This is a genomic window from Serratia sp. BNK-17, assembly GCF_048684935.1.
GTDB lineage: Bacteria > Pseudomonadota > Gammaproteobacteria > Enterobacterales > Enterobacteriaceae > Serratia > Serratia nematodiphila.
In genome coordinates this window covers 3,008,481-3,024,576 of record NZ_JBLQTR010000001.1, presented here as the reverse complement: position 1 = coordinate 3,024,576, position 16,096 = coordinate 3,008,481, and the positions used below count along the sequence as shown (strand labels likewise).

Sequence of the window (16,096 nt, the reverse complement as noted above, 5' to 3'; positions counted from 1 at the left end):
CTGCTGCGGTTTAGAAGCGCACCTCCCCGCCGAAGATATAAGTCCGCCCACGGGCGGTGTTGGCGGCCGTCGCGTCATCCCCTTGGATCGGCAACATATTCAGTTTGTTCAACGCCTCGGAATAGCTCTTGTTCATCACGTTTTGCACGCTAAATTTCAGCATGACGTTGCGGTTGATCTGATAAGTGCTGTACAGGTCAATAATGGTAGGAATGTTCGGCATCTCTTGCTTCAGGATTTCACCGGTCACTTCGCTCTGTTCATAATCCGGCGACAAGCGACGCGTTTTGCCCGTGTATTTCACGATGCTGCCGACGGTTAGCGATTCATCAAGGAAACGCACCCCGGTATCCAACGTAAAATACATGTCCGGTAGTTCATTGATATCCCCGGCGCCGAAATAGGTGCTGGCGATGGAGGTCGGCTGCTCGGTGTGTTGCTTGCTGAAAGAGACGCGGGCGAATGCTCGACCGGCGTCATAGTTGGCTTCAACCTCAACACCATGCATGCGTACCGGCGTCAGAGAGTTAACGTAGATATACATGTTGTCCGAGTAATCTTCGCTCGCATCGGCCCAATCGTTTTCCAGATTTTCGCGATAACTGCATTTCCGCCCATTGCGGCATACCATGTAGGACTCGCTGAAGATGTAATTACGTACCTTACTGGTATAGCCCACGACCTTAAGGCGCAATGAATCTTCCTTCACCAACAGATCGTGTCCGTTGGCATTGAAGCCGGCCTGCCAGGTTTCCGCCCGTTCCCCCTTGAGGAACGGGTTCATCGATGCGCCACCCGAGTTGGAATAGAACACTTCTTGAATGTTCGGCGCACGCATCGATTTGCTGTAGCTGACGAACGGCTGCAACCACGGCGTCACCTGCGCCGATAGCATTACCGAAGGATTGAACCCTTGCTCTTTCAAATTGATGTTCGCGGCCCCTTGCGGGAAGCATTCCACGCGATAATCGCATTCAGGCTTGTAGCCGGTCAGCTTGTTGCTGGTGTAGTTCAGATTGAGATCGAGTTGATAAATATCCCGGTTAAGCTGCAGGCCGGTATATAAACTGCCGATTCGCTGCTCGCCGGATGGCGCGAAGGTGTTATTTTCTATCGCCTCCTGCGCCGTCTGCGCATTCTCTATCGCCGATTCAACATGTTTGCGGTATTGGTTGCGCATCAGCTTGCCGCCATAACTGAAGGCTACATCAGTATCCAGCAGGCTGAATCGGCTGGTGTTGTTGATATCCAGCGCATCGGAGCGGTTTTTTGCATTGGTGTTAAAGAAGGTGAATAGCGAACCGCCGTCGTATTTCTGATTGCCTTTACTGGTGCTGACGGTGAAGTTTAAATCCACCAGCTCCGAAAACGGCGCATAGTGATATTTGAGGTAGAGGTCATGACTATCGATATCGCGCCGAGAAAAGCGGTTTTGGTAGTTCCTGGCGGAAAACTCAATGCTATTGAACTCGTTAGGCTTGATATCCAGTTTGAACAGCTGTGACTTGGGATTTTGCTTCATAAATTCATCGTACCCAAAATCTTCGCTGCTGATACCGTCGCCATTGTTGAAGTTCGAATAAATAGAGCTCCCACTGACCGCGGCCATCGCGCCAATGCTGCCGGTATCGGTAAACGCCTGTCCCTTGCCGGCGACGGCGATCATGCCGCTGCGGCCAATGCCGTTGCTGCCGACCGAGAATTTGGTTCTCACGCCGAAAGGATTGCCGGAAAAGATCACATCATCAACACCGATAGTGCGGAAGTTGGCGCTGCCCGCCAACGCGTTTACGCCGCTGCCGCCGCTGTTCTCACCGCGCGCCACGTCCACGCCGACGATGAAATTGGGGTCAATCAAAACGCCCGCCTGGTTATTGGTCGAACCGTGCGATATCACGCCAGACGTGGAAGTACCGTAATAGTTTTGGGTAATGCCATCGACCATGGTGTTGACCCGACCAAAGCCGCTCAGGCCGCGAATATTGACGCTGACCGCCCCCTGACTGGGGTCAATCTGGGTATAGGTGCCCGGCATGCTGCGCAGAATGCTGTCCACCGACTCCAGATTTTTGTTTTCGTCGCGCGAGCTGAACGCGCCAGGCCTCGCCAACGCCTCTTTTTCACTGCTCTTGCCGCCGTCGGCGGCCGAGACGTTAAGCGGGCTGAACGCCACGCTGCCTTTATTATTTTCCGCCTGTTCCTGCGCGGCCGCAGCCGGCCCGTACAGCGCCAGTCCCGCGCCGATCAGGCTCGCTATCATTTTGATTTTCATATATCCCCAGAAATAGCCAATAAGGTTTGATGGCCGACAATGCCCAGCAAAAAGCCCGCCGAAACGCGCGGTAAAAGATTGTTATTGTTTTATTGCGCCGCAGCGTGCCGCGGCGCTGAAGGTTATTTCTGCGTCTGCCGATCCGCCGCCAAAATAAAGGCGTACTCCAGCGCGCCGTTTTCCAGCCGCGCCAGGCGGCCCGATTTGCCGCCGTGGCCGGCGGTCATGTCGGTGGAGAGCAGCAGCAGCGAATCGCCCTGTTTGAAACGCCGCAGCTTCGCCACCCATTTGGCCGGCTCCCAATACTGCACCTGCGAGTCGTACAAACCGCTGGTGACCAGCAGGTTCGGATAATGCTGCTTGCGCACGTTGTCGTACGGGCTGTAGGACTTCATCAGCGCATAGGCGGCCGGCTGGTGCGGGTTGCCCCACTCCTCGTATTCCCCGGTGGTCAGCGGAATGCTGTCATCCAGCATGGTGGTCACCACGTCGACGAACGGCACCTGCGCCACCACCGCGTTGTACAGCTGCGGCGCCTGATTGATCACCGCCCCCATCAGCAAACCGCCGGCGCTGCCGCCCATGGCGTAGATGCGCCCCGGCTGGCCGTAGCCGCCGTTGATCAACGCCTGGGTGGCGTCGATGAAGTCGTTGAAGCTGTTCGGTTTGTGCGTCAGCTTGCCCTGTTTGTACCAGCTCTGTCCCAGCTCGCCGCCGCCGCGCACGTGGATCAGCGCATAGACGAAGCCGCGATCCAGCAGGCTGATGCGATTGGCGCTGAACGCCGGATCCATGCTCATGCCGTAAGCGCCATAGCCGTAAACCAGCAGCGGGTTATGGCCGTTTTTGAACAGCGATTTGCGATACACCAGCGAGACCGGCACCTTCACGCCGTCCCGCGCTGCGATCCAAATGCGCTCGCTGTGATACAGGCTGGGATCGACGCCTTTCACGTCCTGCTGCTTGAGCAGGGTGCGCTCGCCCTTATTCAGATCCCACTCATAGGTGCGGGTCGGCGTGGTCATCGCCGAATAGCCGTAGCGCAACCGATCGCTGTCCGGCTCGGGGTTATAGCCCAGCCAGGCCATGTAGCTGGCGTCGTCGAACGGGATGGCGCGCTCGGTTTTGCCGTCCCAGCTGATTTGCCGCAGCTGCACCAGCCCGTTGGCGCGTTCCTGCACCACCAGCCAGTCGCGGAACAGGCTGAAGCTCTCCACCTCGTGCTGCGCCTGCGGCGCAATCAGCGTCTGCCAGGGTTTGCCCGCCACCGCCGTGCGATACAGGCCGAAGTTCGGATCCTGATGGTTGGAACGCAGATAGAACTCGCCGCGGTAGTGATCGAGATAATACTCGCGGCCATTTTGCCGGGCGGCGAATAGCTGCGGCTCGCGCTGCGGCTGGTTGGCGTCGATCAGGCGCACTTCGGAGGTGGTGTTGCCGCTGATGGTGAGTATCAGGTAGTCACGCGAAGAAGAACGGCCGAGGCTGAGGTAGAACGCCGGATCGTTCTCCTGGTACACCAGCTTATCTTGCGCCGTCGGCGTACCGTACTGATGGCGATAGACCTGGTATGGCAACAGCGTTTGCGGGTGGTTGCGCACGTAGAACAGGGTTTGGTTGTCGTTGGCCCACACCATGTTGCCGGAGGTGTTTTCCAGCGTTTCCGGCGACCAGCGTTCGCTGCCTATCTCGCGCAGGGAGATGCGGTATTGGCGGCGGCCCTGCAGATCTTCGGCCACCGCCAGGCGGCGGTTGTCCAGGCTAATGTCCATCGCCCCCAGGCGATAATAGGCATGGCCGGCCGCGCGCTGATTGGCGTCCAACAGGGTTTGCCACGGCGCGTCGGCGGTGAGCGCCTGGCGCTGATACCGCGCGAAATCTTTACCGGCGGCGTAGCTTTCCTGATAGCGATAGCCGTTGAGCTGATACGGCACCGAACGATCGTCAGGGCTCATGCGGCCCAGCATCTCCTGATACAGCGTGGCGCGCAGCTTCTGGTACGGCGCCATCATCTGCTCGGTGTAGCGGTTCTCCGCCTTCAGGTAGTCCAGCACCTTCCGCTCTTTTCGGCTGTCGTCGCGCAGCCAGTAGTAATCGTCGGTGCGCGTCTCGCCGTGGGCAGTCAGCGCTTTCGGCGCGCGTTCCGCCAACGGCGGCTGCGGTTGCGCCAGCGCGGCGCCGGCGGCGCCTAAAGAAAGCCAGAGCGCGGCCGCGATGCGGCGACGCGGGGTGAATAACAGCGGGTTCATAATCCCTCACGAAGTTTGAAAAGGCGGACGGCGGCGTCTGCCAGCATTAACGGCGGGCGTTCAGCTCCGCCAGATTGAAATCGATCGGCATCGTTACCCTGACGGCCCCCTGCTGCAGCATCTCCGGCGGCGGCGGCGGCAACGGCTGCGCGCGCGACACCACCGCTACCGCTTCCCGATCCAGCGACGCGGTGCCGGAACGCGCCAGCAGGATCACGTTCGATACCCGCCCCTGCGCGTCGACGCTGAAACTGACCTGCAGCATGCCGCTGCGCCGGCGGTTGCGGGCATCCGGGGGATATTCCTTGATGCGGTTCAGCTTGCCTTTCACCAGGCTCTCCCACGACAGCTTGGCCTGCGCGCTGCTGTTGGCGTCGCTGTTGATCGGCGCGGCGGTGTGGTGAGAGAGCGTCTGCGCCTGCGGCGCGGCGGCGCTGGACGCGGCGGCATTGCGCGTCTCTTTGGCCTGTTCCTGCGGTTTCGGCTGCGCTTTTTGCGGGGGGCGGTGTTCGGCGCGCTTCTTCTGCGCCGTCACGATCTTCGCCTTATCGGCGCGCGCCAGCTTGGGCAGATCCGGCTGCTGCTGCTGCTCAGCGGGCTGCGCCGCGGCGGACTCCGCCTGCTGCACGCCCAGCGGCAGCGGTTTGCTTTCCGGCGCTTCAATCTGCGCCGCCCAGCTCATCATCACCGCCGGCGGCGGCAACGCCACCGGCTCCAGCGCCGTCTGCGGCCAATAAAACAGCAGCACCAACGCCGCGTGCGCCGCCAGGGCGAGCAGCAGGCCGCGCGCCCAGCGCGGCTGCGGCAGCTCAAAGGCCGGAAGGGAATAAGACTGACTTAACATAGGGGCATTAGCTTGCTTAATTGCGAATGATTGCAGATCACATTTACTAATGATAATCATTTGCAATTATAATTAACACCCCTTTTCACTGCCTTAACGTATTCATTTCACTGATGGTGTGATCCACAGGTAGTCCGCCGTGTTCGCATCGACCTGTACGCCCGGCTCCGCCAGCATCAGCACCGTCGGCGCCGCCGCCGGTTGCAGATCCCGCACGTGCAGCGGCACGCCCACCGATTTGGCGGCGTGATAGCCGCCGGCGATTAACAGCGCGGGCGTGGGCGCCGCCAGCAAACGTTCCGCCATGCGCCGATCGCGCTGCTGCTGGATCGCCAACATCGCGTGCAGTTGGTCGGCCTCAATCTTGCCGCCGTGCGAAGTGCGGATGGTCTCTTCCAACGCCTTGCGCACCGCCGGCTGCGCCGATAGCTGCCCCACCGGGAACTGCGGCTGCTGATAGAACGCCGTAATCTCGCTGCGATCCAGGTTGGCTGACCACAGCGGGTATAGCGCGCGCATCGCCGCCATCGTCACCCCGCCATACAGTTCCCACTTCCAGCCCGGCTGCCAGGCGATCAGCTCCGCCACGCGGCCGTCACGCACTGTGGGGTCGCTCTGCAGCCACTGCTTGACTTTGTCCACCTGCGCCTGCTGGTTCGGGTTGATCATCTCCATCAGCACGCTGCCCTGCGGCCGCCGCTGCGGCAGTTGCTGCACCAGCCATTGCTCAACCTGATGGTGGTAAGGATTGTCATGTTTTTCCCCGACGATCACCCGCGGCTGCTGCGCCAATCGCGTCAACAGCTGCTCCGGCGTCAAGCTCGCACCGCTGTGCAGATCGGTGATGCTCCCCAAACTCGCGACGTCATTGGCCGGCGCCTTCACCGGCGTTTGGCTGCAGGCGCCGAGCGCCAAGGCCGCCAATAAAATCAGATATCTCATCATGTTGCCCCATTAGCGAAAATGGCGACATTATAGATAATAATTATCATTTGCATATAAATCCGACTTAACGATTTTTTTACGCGGCGATCGCCGGTGGCGCATTGCGTTAAAAAGGCATTACGGGTATAACCAATAGCCATTCAGATATTTAGACGTCTATACGGATAGATTATTATGCACGCATCGGCGCCCGCCGCAGGGCAGTTCAAACGCAGCATGAAGGCCCGGCACCTGGTGATGTTGTCGCTGGGCGGCGTGATCGGCACCGGGCTGTTTTTCAACACCGGCTACATCATCTCCACCACCGGCGCGCTCGGCACCCTGCTGGCTTACCTGATCGGCGCGCTGGTGGTGTATCTGGTGATGCTGTGCCTGGGTGAGCTGTCGGTGGCGATGCCGGAAACCGGCGCCTTTCACGTCTACGCTTCGCGCTATCTGGGGCCGGCCACCGGCTATGCCGTCGCCTGGCTGTATTGGCTCACCTGGACGGTGGCGCTGGGCTCCAGCCTGACCGCCGCCGGATTCTGCATGCAGTACTGGTTCCCGCAGTCGCCGGTGTGGCTGTGGTGCCTGATCTTCTGCGCGGCGATTTTCCTGCTCAACGTCGTGACCACCCGTTTTTTTGCCGAAAGCGAATTCTGGTTTTCGCTGATCAAAGTGGTGACCATTCTGGCGTTCATCATTCTGGGCGGCGCCGCCATGTTCGGCCTGCTGCCGATGAAAGACGGCACGCCGGCGCCGTTCCTGCATAACCTGACCGCTTCCGGCTGGCTGCCGCACGGCACGCTGCCGATCCTGATGACCATGGTGGCGGTGAACTTCGCCTTCTCCGGCACGGAACTGATCGGCATCGCCGCCGGTGAAACCGAGAACCCGGAGAAAGTCGTGCCGCTGGCGATCCGCACCACGGTGATCCGCCTGATGCTGTTCTTTATCGGCACGGTGTTTGTGCTGGCGGCGTTGATCCCGATGGATCAGGCGGGGATCGTCAAAAGCCCGTTCGTGCTGGTGTTTGAACACATCGGCGTGCCTTACGCCGCCGATATCTTCAACTTCGTGATCCTGACCGCCATCCTGTCGGCGGCCAACTCCGGCCTGTACGCTTCGGGGCGCATGCTGTGGTCGCTGGCCCACCAGCGCACCCTGCCGGCCTACTTTGCGCGCGTCAATGCGCGCGGCATTCCGATCAACGCCCTGACCTTCAGCATGCTCGGCGGCGTGCTGGCGCTGCTGACCAGCGTGATCGCGCCGGACACGGTGTTCGTCGCCCTGTCGGCGATCTCCGGCTTTGCGGTGGTGGCGGTGTGGCTGAGCATCTGCGCCGCCCACTATGCTTTCCGCCGCGCCTATCTGCGCAGCGGCCAGCCGATAAGCGGCCTGAAATACCGCGCCCCCGGCTATCCATTGACGCCGATCCTCGGCTTTGCGCTGTGCCTGCTGGCCTGCATCGGGTTGGCGTTCGATCCGGAGCAGCGCATCGCGCTCTACTGCGGGCTGCCGTTCGTCGCCCTGTGCTACCTCACCTATTTCCTGACCCGGCGCGCCGGGCAAAAAAATGCTTTGGGAGAACAACATGTCGGTTAACAACCCCGTCGCCTGCCTGCTGGCCGAACAGCCGACGCTGATCCTGGACGGCGCGCTGGCCACCGAACTGGAAGCGCGCGGCTGCGATCTGACCGATCCGCTGTGGTCGGCCAAGGTGCTGATTGAAAATCCCGAGCTTATCTATCAGGTGCATCTCGATTATTTCAACGCCGGCGCTCAATGCGCCATCACCGCCAGCTATCAGGCCACGCCGCAGGGCTTCTTGCGTCGCGGCCTGGATCAGGATCGGTCGCTGGCGCTGATCGCCAAAAGCGTGCAGCTGGCGCAACGCGCGCGCCACGATTATCTGGCCGAACACCCGCAGGCCGCGCCGCTGCTGATCGCCGGTTCTGTAGGCCCGTACGGCGCCTATCTGGCCGACGGCTCGGAATACCGCGGCGACTATCGGCTGGCGCAGGATGACTTCATTGCCTTCCACCGCCCGCGCCTCGCCGCGCTGGCCGCCGCCGGCGTCGATCTGCTGGCCTGCGAAACGCTGCCGTCGTTCGCTGAACTGCAGGCGCTGCTGACGCTGCTGCAGGAGTTCCCGACGCTCGGCGCCTGGTTCGCCTTCACCCTGCGCGACAGCCAACACCTCAGCGACGGCACGCCGCTGACGGAGGTCATGTCCGCACTGCGCGGCAACCCGCAGGTGCTGGCGATCGGCATCAACTGCACCGCGTTGGACAAGGTCGCCCCGGCGCTGCGTCAGCTGAGCGCGCTGGCCGACAAACCGCTGCTGGTCTACCCGAACTCCGGCGAGCATTACGATGCGGTGAGCAAAACCTGGCACGCCTGCGGCGGCGAACACGGCAGCCTGGCCGATCAGGCGACGGAGTGGCGCGCGCTCGGCGCGCAATTGATCGGCGGCTGTTGCCGCACCACCCCGCAGGATATTCGCGCCATCGCCGCGCGCTGCAAGAAATGAGAAAGGGGGTTATTCGGTTAGCCGGCGTAAATGTTCAGCGGCTTGTTCAACGTTGAGGCGGCCTTGGGCTGCTTCAACCGTAATTTCGACCAGTTCTGCGTCTTCCCGCAGTGCAATGCCATTAATACCGAGAAATAGCGCCATGCTTTGGAAGGCCGTGCGCTTATTGCCATCAAGAAAAATGTGACCGTGGCTGATGGCGATGAGATAGAGCGCGGCCAAACGGTAAACGTCGGTGACGTTCTCAGAGTGGTAAGCATTGAGCACGCGGTTGGCTACAGCCTCAACCTTGCTGCCTTCCTGGCGGCCGTGAGGCACAATTTCAGCATTGAATTCCGCAATATCCTCTGCGGTCAAAAAGATCATCTATTGGCCAGCGCCTTAATCGTATCCGCGTGTTTAGCCTGAATGCGCGCTTTCACCTTGGCTTTGACCAAAACCTCATAGTCGGCCTTACTGATGATGTAAACCTCATCGTGTCCGCGGCGCGTCACTTCCACCGGCTGTTTTTGCGCTTCCAAAAGCACCTCAGCCAAATTGTTTCTCGCCGCCGTGTAGCTGATCGTAGTCATTTTCTTTACCTGTACATGTACATATTTGACGATTATTTGTACCACGTCCGCTGGAAATAAAAAAGCCCCCGGCGCCAACGGCGCAGGGGGCCAGTCACTCATCCCGGCCTTACAGCGGTTCGGTCTGGGCTTCCACCACCGCCAGCGCCACCATGTTGACGATGCGGCGCACCGAGGCGATCGGCGTCAGGATGTGCACCGGCTTGGCGACCCCCATCAGCACCGGCCCGACGGTCACCCCTTCCGAGCAGGAGACGCGCAGCAGGTTGTAGCTGATGCGCGCCGCTTCCATGTTCGGCATGATCAGCAGGTTGGCCGAGCCTTTCAGCGGGCTGTCCGGCATCAGATCGTGACGGATGCTTTCCACCAGCGCGGCGTCGCCGTGCATTTCACCGTCGATCTCCAGCTCCGGCGCCAGCTCGTTCACCAGCTCCAGCGTTTTACGCATCTTGCGCGCCGCCGGGCAATCAGACGAGCCGAAGCTGGAGTGAGACAGCAGCGCCACTTTCGGTTCGATGCCGAAGCGGCGCACGGTTTCCGCCGCCATCAGGGTGATCTCCGCCAGCTGTTCCGGCGTCGGATCGTCGTTGACGTAGGTGTCGGCGATAAAGGTGTTGCCGCTCGGCAGCAGCAACGCGTTCATCGCGCCGGCGACGTGCGCGCCTTCACGGAAACCGAACACGTTCTTCACCACGTCGTAATGCTCGTGGTAGCTGCCGATGGTGCCGCAGATCATCGCATCCGCTTCGCCGCGGTGCAGCATGATGGCGGCGATCAGCGTCGGGTTGCCGATCACCGCGCGGCGCGCCTGCTCTTGCGAAACGCCACGGCGTTTCATGATCTGGTAGTACTCGCCCCAGTATTCGTTGAAGCGCGGATCCGACTCGTTGTTCACCACTTCGAAATCTTTGCCCGGCGTCAGCTGCAAGCCCAGCTTTTTCAAGCGCATCTCGATCACGCTCGGCCGGCCGACCAGGATCGGGAAAGCCAGCCCTTGCGACACCAGCTCCTGCGTGGCGTGCAGCACGCGCTCTTCCTCGCCTTCCGCCAGCACCACCCGCTTCATCTCTTTGCGCGCCTGCGAGAAGATCGGTTTCATGAACAGGTTGGTTTTGTAGACGAACTCCGCCAGCTTCTCCACGTAGGCGTCGAAGTCTTCGATCGGGCGCGTCGCCACGCCGGAATCCATCGCCGCCTTGGCCACCGCCGGCGCGATCTTGACGATCAGACGCGGATCGAACGGTTTCGGAATGATGTATTCCGGCCCGAAGGAGAGATCCTGATCGTCATACGCGGAAGCCACCACGTCGCTCTGCTCCGCCAGCGCCAGATCGGCGATGGCGTGCACGCAGGCCAGCTTCATCTCTTCGTTGATGGTGGTGGCGCCCACGTCGAGCGCGCCGCGGAAAATGAACGGGAAGCACAGGACGTTGTTCACCTGGTTCGGGTAGTCGGAACGGCCGGTACAGATGATGGCGTCCGGGCGCACCGCTTTGGCCAGCGGCGGCAGAATTTCCGGTTCCGGGTTGGCCAGCGCCATGATCAGCGGATCGCGCGCCATGGTTTTCACCATATCCTGCGTCAGGACGCCCGGGCCGGAGCAGCCGAGGAAGATGTCGGCGTTCGGGATGGCGTCGCCCAACGTGCGCTGGCCGTTATCCTCGATGGCGTAGGCGGCCTTGGTCTGTTCCATATTGGCGTCGCGGCCTTTATAGATGACGCCTTTGGAGTCGCAGACGGTGATGTTCTGCTGACGCAGCCCCAGCGCCACCAGCAGGTTCAGGCAGGCGATGGACGCCGCGCCGGCGCCGGACACCACCAGCCGCACATCGGAGATGTTCTTCTTCACCACGCGCAGGCCGTTAAGCACCGCGGCGGTGGTAATGATCGCCGTGCCGTGCTGGTCGTCGTGGAACACCGGGATCTTCATGCGCTCACGCAGTTTCTGTTCGATGTAGAAACACTCCGGCGCCTTGATGTCTTCCAGGTTGATGCCGCCGAAGGTCGGTTCCAGCGCGGCGATAATGTCGATTAATTTGTCAGGGTTATGCTCATCCACTTCGATATCAAATACATCGATACCGGAAAACTTCTTGAACAAAACGCCCTTGCCTTCCATCACCGGCTTACCGGCCAACGCGCCGATATTGCCCAGACCCAGTACCGCCGTGCCGTTGGAAATCACCGCCACCAGGTTGCCGCGCGCGGTGTATTTGTAGGCCGCCAGCGGATCTTCGGCGATCTCGAGGCAAGGCGCGGCGACGCCCGGCGAATAGGCCAGCGCCAGATCGCGCTGGGTCGCCAACGGTTTGGTAGGGGAAACCTGGATCTTCCCTGGGACAGGAAACTGATGGAAATCAAGGGCACTCTGTTTGAGCTGTTCGTCCATTATGGATTCCTTTGTTTTTTGCTTTTATGTTGAGGTAAGGCTTTGAGGCTGCGCCCTGCCGTGGGCCATGGCGCCCAATTACAATGACAGGGCACAGCCTTGAAGTATAGTGAGAGAAACATCACAAACTTTGAAGCGCGCCATAACCTTGGTCGAAAGAGCGTTTTAAAAGTAAAAAAAGAAGGCCTGCGGGACGAGCGGAGAAACGCCGCCGTCAGCGCGGCGGCAGCGTGGCGCGCCAGGCGTTGAGCGTCTCCACCTGGCCGGCGCAAATGTGTAACGAGGTTTGTAACGCCAGGGCATAGCTCACCGCATCGCCCCAGGTCTCCCCCTGCAGCTGCGGCTGCTCACAGGGCGCGAACACCGACTCAGGGGGCAACAGCGGCACGGCCGGCGGCGCCGGCGGCCGGGCGCAGGAGCTCAAACACAGCGCCAGGCAGAGGCTGAGCGGCGCAGGGATCGTTTTTAATCGCTTCACGGTATTTCCTCTGATAAGCCTCGTGTTGCTGGCGCAGCTGCTGTTCCTGCCGCTGCTGCGCCGCCATCAGCGCACGATTTTGCGCGTCCTGTGTCTGCAAGGTGGCGATCAGCCCCGCCTGCTGCGCCAGGCTTTTTTGCAATTCCGCCGCCTGTTGCCGCGCGGACGCCAACTGGTGCGACAACAGCGCGCTGTAGCCGCCGAGGCAGATAGCCGCCAGCAACAGCAGCAGCAACCCGCCCTGCATCAGTTTTTGCAGCCAGCCGCTCATGCCGGATAGTCCCGAAACGGCAGCTGGAAGTGCGGGCCATCCTTGAGGGTTTTCCATTCACCGCCCCATTCGACGTTGATGCCGCATTCACGCGCCGCGCGCCGCACCGCCACTGCAATCTGCGCGTAGTAATCCCACTCCCAGGAGACCACGCCCGCCGGCATCGCCACCACGTCCACCGCGTGCCCGGTCAGGTGGCGGCTGCGCAGCGTTTGGCTGCTGCCGGCGCGCACCATTTCCCGCTGGCGCGCCATGCTGCGCAGCCCCTCGCTGACGGAAAACGGCACCAGCGAATAACGCAGCGCCAGGCGAATAACGCGCACCAGATCCGGGTGCACGCCGCGCAGGTTCTCTTCGCTGCGGGCGGTAAAACGAATCTCTTCAATGTCATTTAACATTTTTAAACCCCGTCTTTTTGCCGATGAATTTTTTAATTAAGGCGTTGATGTAATCCGCCCCCATAAAACCAATCAGTACGCTGGCCAAATTCGCCCACTTTAATTCCAGGCCCATCAACGCCAGCGCATCGCGCACCGTCCAGGCCAATAACGCGCACATCGCCGCATTCAATAAGCGTCGCCGAATGCCCACGTTGCGGTAGGCGCCATGTAATAGCGCCATCACGCCGGCCAAAATGGCGTTCAATACCGGCTGAAGATATTCACATACTCGCTGGACTATTAAGCCAACAGCGTCAGGCTCTATGCTGGACATAGCTCATCTCCTTTTTTATTTTTAATTAAATGCCAATCACGGCCGGTGGAACATCGGATAATCAGAATCTAGTTAAGGATGCTATTACAAAGCAAATGAATAAATACAGGCCCTATGGTCGAATTCATTCACGCTGAACGTTGGCACAACACATAAACGCCAAGACAGGCGGCAGTAAATAAAAAATTCATTCTTATGGTGATTTATTTCGACTTTTGTTTTTACGAAAAATAAACATTAATGGCGGTGGGAAATACTTCCCCATCATAAAAACATCCACTCTGGAGAAATACCATGTCCACACGCAAAGCCGTTATTGGGTATTATTTTATTCCAACCAACCAAATCAATAATTACACCGAGTCCGATACCTCTATCGTGCCGTTCCCGGTTTCCAACATCACGCCGGCCAAAGCCAAACAGCTGACGCACATCAACTTCTCTTTCCTGGATATCAACAGCAACCTGGAATGCGCCTGGGATCCGGCCACCAACGACGCCAAGGCGCGCGATGTGGTCAACCGTTTGACCGCGCTCAAAGCGCATAACCCCAGCCTGCGCATCATGTTCTCCATCGGCGGCTGGTACTACTCCAACGATCTGGGCGTGTCGCACGCCAACTACGTCAACGCGGTGAAAACCCCGGCGTCGCGCGCCAAGCTCGCCCAATCCTGCGTGCGCATCATGAAGGATTACGGTTTCGACGGCGTGGACATCGACTGGGAGTATCCGCAGGCGGCGGAAGTGGACGGTTTCATCGCCGCGCTGCAGGAGATCCGCACCTTACTGAACCAGCAAACCATCGCCGACGGCCGCCAGGCGTTGCCGTATCAGTTGACCATCGCCGGCGCCGGCGGCGCCTTCTTCCTGTCGCGCTATTACAGCAAGCTGGCGCAGATCGTCGCGCAGCTCGATTACATCAACCTGATGACCTACGATCTGGCCGGCCCCTGGGAGAAGGTAACCAACCACCAGGCGGCGCTGTTCGGCGACGCGGCCGGGCCGACCTTCTACAACGCGCTGCGCGAAGCCAATCTGGGCTGGAGCTGGGAAGAGCTGACCCGCGCCTTCCCCAGCCCGTTCAGCCTGACGGTCGACGCCGCGGTGCAGCAGCACCTGATGATGGAAGGCGTGCCGAGCGCCAAAATCGTCATGGGCGTGCCCTTCTATGGCCGCGCCTTCAAGGGCGTCAGCGGCGGCAACGGCGGGCAATACAGCAGCCACAGCACGCCGGGCGAAGATCCGTATCCGAGCACCGACTACTGGCTGGTGGGCTGCGAAGAGTGCGTGCGCGACAAGGATCCGCGCATCGCCTCCTATCGCCAGTTGGAGCAGATGCTGCAGGGCAACTACGGCTATCAGCGGTTGTGGAACGACAAGACCAAAACCCCTTATCTGTATCATGCGCAGAACGGGCTGTTCGTCACCTATGACGATGCCGAGAGCTTCAAATACAAAGCGAAGTACATCAAGCAGCAGCAGCTGGGCGGCGTGATGTTCTGGCATCTGGGGCAAGACAACCGCAACGGCGATCTGCTGGCCGCGCTGGATCGCTATTTCAACGCCGCGGACTACGACGACAGCCAGCTGGATATGGGCACCGGGCTGCGCTACACCGGCGTCGGCCCCGGCAACCTGCCTATCATGACCGCGCCGGCCTATGTGCCGGGCACCACTTACGCGCAGGGCGCGCTGGTGTCCTACCAGGGCTACGTCTGGCAGACCAAGTGGGGTTACATCACCTCTGCGCCGGGTTCAGACAGCGCCTGGCTGAAGGTGGGCCGCGTAGCGTAAACCATAAAAAAAACCCCGTAGCCGAATGCTGCGGGGTTTTCATTGAGTTAACCGTTTGATTTTCGCGTCCCTTCGTCTCTATTCCTTCAGTTGTGGCACCATGGATAACCGCCATCCCGCACCACTTCGCGGCCCATCAGGCTGTAGACATCGCTTTTGCGCGTCAGCCGCTCATGCCACCAGTTAAACCCGGCGCCCTTGCTGGCCGGATGCCACGCCAGCCAAATCATTTCGTCGCCCTTTTGCATCTCAACCGGCACCGTCACCAGTTCGCCGCTGGCCAGTTCCTTTTCGATCAGCGCAGGCGGCAGAAAAGCGTGGCCGATGCCGCGCTTGAGCAGCGCCAGGTTGCTTTCCACATCACACACCACCAGTTGACGCTGCAAGGGCAGCGTGCCGTGATTGCGCTTGGGCAGCTCATGGCTGCTGTCGGCGATCGCGACCACGATGTCGTTCAGCCGCTGCTTCTTGCATACCGGCTTTCTCTGCGCCGCGAACGGGTGGGAAGGCGATACACACATCACGAAATTGAGCTTGCCGAGCATCAGGGTTTTGGCCTGCACGCTGTCGGGGATTTGGCCGATGGCGATGATCAGATCCGCCCGATTGTTCTTCAGCGCATCCCAGGTGCCGTTCAACGCTTCCCGCTGCACCGAGATATTGGCGTTCGGGCAATGTTGAATATAGTCGCGGATATCCTGCGTCAGCGTTTCCAGCGGGAAGAAGGTGTCTACCGCCAGGCGGATATTATTGTCCAGCTTGGGGATGTTGCGCACCCGGCTTTCCAGATCCTGCACCGCATTTAAAATCCAACTGCCTTCCTGCAGGAGAAATTCCCCTTCATCCGTCAGGGTAATCATGGGGCCATTGCGATGAAAAAGTTTCACGCAGAGTTTGCTTTCAATATTGGAAACCCGATAAGAGATCGCCGAAGGCGTTTTATGCAGCGCCTCCGCCGCCATAGAGAAAGATCCGGTGTTCTTGATGGTGCTGATTATTTTAATCGCGTCCAGGGATAATCTAGTCATACAAATTCCTCTTTAAAATAAAATAAGA

15 protein-coding genes are annotated in these 16,096 nt (G+C 59.9%); 3 read left to right on the top strand and 12 right to left on the bottom strand.

All coding sequences use genetic code 11. The features are described from left to right. Positions 1-10 precede the first annotated feature (10 nt). The 4 genes from ACMGF7_RS14315 to ACMGF7_RS14300 form a co-directional block, all read right to left on the bottom strand. Positions 11-2,272 (bottom strand): TonB-dependent receptor domain-containing protein, encoded by a 2,262-nt coding sequence (locus ACMGF7_RS14315; protein WP_049243142.1) that lies wholly within the window; start codon positions 2,270-2,272, stop codon positions 11-13. 122 nt (positions 2,273-2,394) lie between these two features. Next, on the bottom strand, positions 2,395-4,521 hold the full coding sequence (locus ACMGF7_RS14310; protein WP_197800074.1) for a S9 family peptidase: 2,127 nt from the start codon (positions 4,519-4,521) through the stop codon (positions 2,395-2,397). Positions 4,522-4,567: 46 nt separating this feature from the next. Further along, complete coding sequence (locus tag ACMGF7_RS14305) at positions 4,568-5,365, bottom strand: TonB family protein (protein ID WP_420286487.1); 798 nt, start codon at positions 5,363-5,365, stop codon at positions 4,568-4,570. A gap of 102 nt (positions 5,366-5,467) precedes the next feature. After that, the gene (locus tag ACMGF7_RS14300; protein ID WP_420286761.1) at positions 5,468-6,307 is read right to left on the bottom strand and encodes a ChaN family lipoprotein; all 840 of its coding nucleotides are present in this window, start codon (positions 6,305-6,307) and stop codon (positions 5,468-5,470) included. A gap of 177 nt (positions 6,308-6,484) precedes the next feature. Here ACMGF7_RS14300 and mmuP point away from each other — a divergent pair, with 177 nt between their 5' ends. Continuing rightward, the gene (gene mmuP / locus ACMGF7_RS14295; RefSeq protein ID WP_273875534.1) at positions 6,485-7,894 is read left to right on the top strand and encodes an S-methylmethionine permease; all 1,410 of its coding nucleotides are present in this window, start codon (positions 6,485-6,487) and stop codon (positions 7,892-7,894) included. Then, positions 7,884-8,822: a homocysteine S-methyltransferase gene (gene mmuM, locus ACMGF7_RS14290; protein ID WP_049243138.1), complete on the top strand. Its 939-nt coding sequence runs from the start codon at positions 7,884-7,886 to the stop codon at positions 8,820-8,822. The genes mmuP and mmuM overlap by 11 nt, the downstream gene beginning before the upstream one ends. A 9-nt stretch (positions 8,823-8,831) precedes the next feature. Here the strand turns inward: mmuM and ACMGF7_RS14285 are convergent, their stop codons facing one another. The 7 genes from ACMGF7_RS14285 to ACMGF7_RS14255 all read right to left on the bottom strand — a co-directional run bounded on the left by ACMGF7_RS14285 (position 8,832) and on the right by ACMGF7_RS14255 (position 13,246). After that, the gene (locus ACMGF7_RS14285; RefSeq protein ID WP_164095977.1) at positions 8,832-9,188 is read right to left on the bottom strand and encodes a type II toxin-antitoxin system death-on-curing family toxin; all 357 of its coding nucleotides are present in this window, start codon (positions 9,186-9,188) and stop codon (positions 8,832-8,834) included. Beyond that, positions 9,185-9,394, bottom strand: a complete 210-nt coding sequence (locus ACMGF7_RS14280) for a type II toxin-antitoxin system Phd/YefM family antitoxin (protein WP_004936539.1) — start codon at positions 9,392-9,394, stop codon at positions 9,185-9,187. The genes ACMGF7_RS14285 and ACMGF7_RS14280 overlap by 4 nt, the downstream gene beginning before the upstream one ends. A 109-nt stretch (positions 9,395-9,503) precedes the next feature. After that, a complete protein-coding gene (gene maeB, locus ACMGF7_RS14275) occupies positions 9,504-11,783 on the bottom strand; it encodes an NADP-dependent oxaloacetate-decarboxylating malate dehydrogenase (RefSeq protein ID WP_004936542.1) in 2,280 nt (759 codons plus the stop codon). A gap of 214 nt (positions 11,784-11,997) precedes the next feature. After that, complete coding sequence (lysC, locus tag ACMGF7_RS14270; RefSeq protein ID WP_004936544.1) at positions 11,998-12,171, bottom strand: hypothetical protein; 174 nt, start codon at positions 12,169-12,171, stop codon at positions 11,998-12,000. Next, the gene (locus ACMGF7_RS14265; protein ID WP_044030723.1) at positions 12,152-12,532 is read right to left on the bottom strand and encodes a DUF2570 family protein; all 381 of its coding nucleotides are present in this window, start codon (positions 12,530-12,532) and stop codon (positions 12,152-12,154) included. Before ACMGF7_RS14265 ends, lysC begins: the two co-directional genes overlap by 20 nt. Continuing rightward, a complete protein-coding gene (locus tag ACMGF7_RS14260) occupies positions 12,529-12,930 on the bottom strand; it encodes a M15 family metallopeptidase (protein WP_015378690.1) in 402 nt (133 codons plus the stop codon). Before ACMGF7_RS14260 ends, ACMGF7_RS14265 begins: the two co-directional genes overlap by 4 nt. Further along, positions 12,920-13,246, bottom strand: a complete 327-nt coding sequence (locus tag ACMGF7_RS14255) for a phage holin, lambda family (protein WP_004936551.1) — start codon at positions 13,244-13,246, stop codon at positions 12,920-12,922. Before ACMGF7_RS14255 ends, ACMGF7_RS14260 begins: the two co-directional genes overlap by 11 nt. Before the next feature lie 294 nt (positions 13,247-13,540). Between ACMGF7_RS14255 and ACMGF7_RS14250 the strand changes: the two genes are divergently transcribed. Further along, complete coding sequence (locus tag ACMGF7_RS14250; RefSeq protein WP_049243134.1) at positions 13,541-15,040, top strand: glycosyl hydrolase family 18 protein; 1,500 nt, start codon at positions 13,541-13,543, stop codon at positions 15,038-15,040. Positions 15,041-15,126: 86 nt separating this feature from the next. Here the strand turns inward: ACMGF7_RS14250 and ACMGF7_RS14245 are convergent, their stop codons facing one another. Further along, the gene (locus ACMGF7_RS14245; RefSeq protein ID WP_274864788.1) at positions 15,127-16,068 is read right to left on the bottom strand and encodes a LysR family transcriptional regulator; all 942 of its coding nucleotides are present in this window, start codon (positions 16,066-16,068) and stop codon (positions 15,127-15,129) included. Between the last annotated feature and the right edge of the window lie 28 nt (positions 16,069-16,096).

What these genes read in the sequence shown, in the direction of transcription:
- mmuM (WP_049243138.1), top strand. Translation starts at nt 7,884, where the DNA reads ATGTCGGTTAACAACCCCGTCGCCTGCCTGCTGGCCGAACAGCCGACG.
- ACMGF7_RS14315 (WP_049243142.1), bottom strand. Translation starts at nt 2,272, where the DNA reads ATGAAAATCAAAATGATAGCGAGCCTGATCGGCGCGGGACTGGCGCTG.
- ACMGF7_RS14300 (WP_420286761.1), bottom strand. Translation starts at nt 6,307, where the DNA reads ATGAGATATCTGATTTTATTGGCGGCCTTGGCGCTCGGCGCCTGCAGC.
- ACMGF7_RS14250 (WP_049243134.1), top strand. Translation starts at nt 13,541, where the DNA reads ATGTCCACACGCAAAGCCGTTATTGGGTATTATTTTATTCCAACCAAC.
- ACMGF7_RS14310 (WP_197800074.1), bottom strand. Translation starts at nt 4,521, where the DNA reads ATGAACCCGCTGTTATTCACCCCGCGTCGCCGCATCGCGGCCGCGCTC.
- ACMGF7_RS14255 (WP_004936551.1), bottom strand. Translation starts at nt 13,246, where the DNA reads ATGTCCAGCATAGAGCCTGACGCTGTTGGCTTAATAGTCCAGCGAGTA.
- ACMGF7_RS14245 (WP_274864788.1), bottom strand. Translation starts at nt 16,068, where the DNA reads ATGACTAGATTATCCCTGGACGCGATTAAAATAATCAGCACCATCAAG.
- mmuP (WP_273875534.1), top strand. Translation starts at nt 6,485, where the DNA reads ATGCACGCATCGGCGCCCGCCGCAGGGCAGTTCAAACGCAGCATGAAG.
- ACMGF7_RS14265 (WP_044030723.1), bottom strand. Translation starts at nt 12,532, where the DNA reads ATGAGCGGCTGGCTGCAAAAACTGATGCAGGGCGGGTTGCTGCTGCTG.
- ACMGF7_RS14285 (WP_164095977.1), bottom strand. Translation starts at nt 9,188, where the DNA reads ATGATCTTTTTGACCGCAGAGGATATTGCGGAATTCAATGCTGAAATT.
- maeB (WP_004936542.1), bottom strand. Translation starts at nt 11,783, where the DNA reads ATGGACGAACAGCTCAAACAGAGTGCCCTTGATTTCCATCAGTTTCCT.
- ACMGF7_RS14260 (WP_015378690.1), bottom strand. Translation starts at nt 12,930, where the DNA reads ATGTTAAATGACATTGAAGAGATTCGTTTTACCGCCCGCAGCGAAGAG.
- ACMGF7_RS14280 (WP_004936539.1), bottom strand. Translation starts at nt 9,394, where the DNA reads ATGACTACGATCAGCTACACGGCGGCGAGAAACAATTTGGCTGAGGTG.
- ACMGF7_RS14305 (WP_420286487.1), bottom strand. Translation starts at nt 5,365, where the DNA reads ATGTTAAGTCAGTCTTATTCCCTTCCGGCCTTTGAGCTGCCGCAGCCG.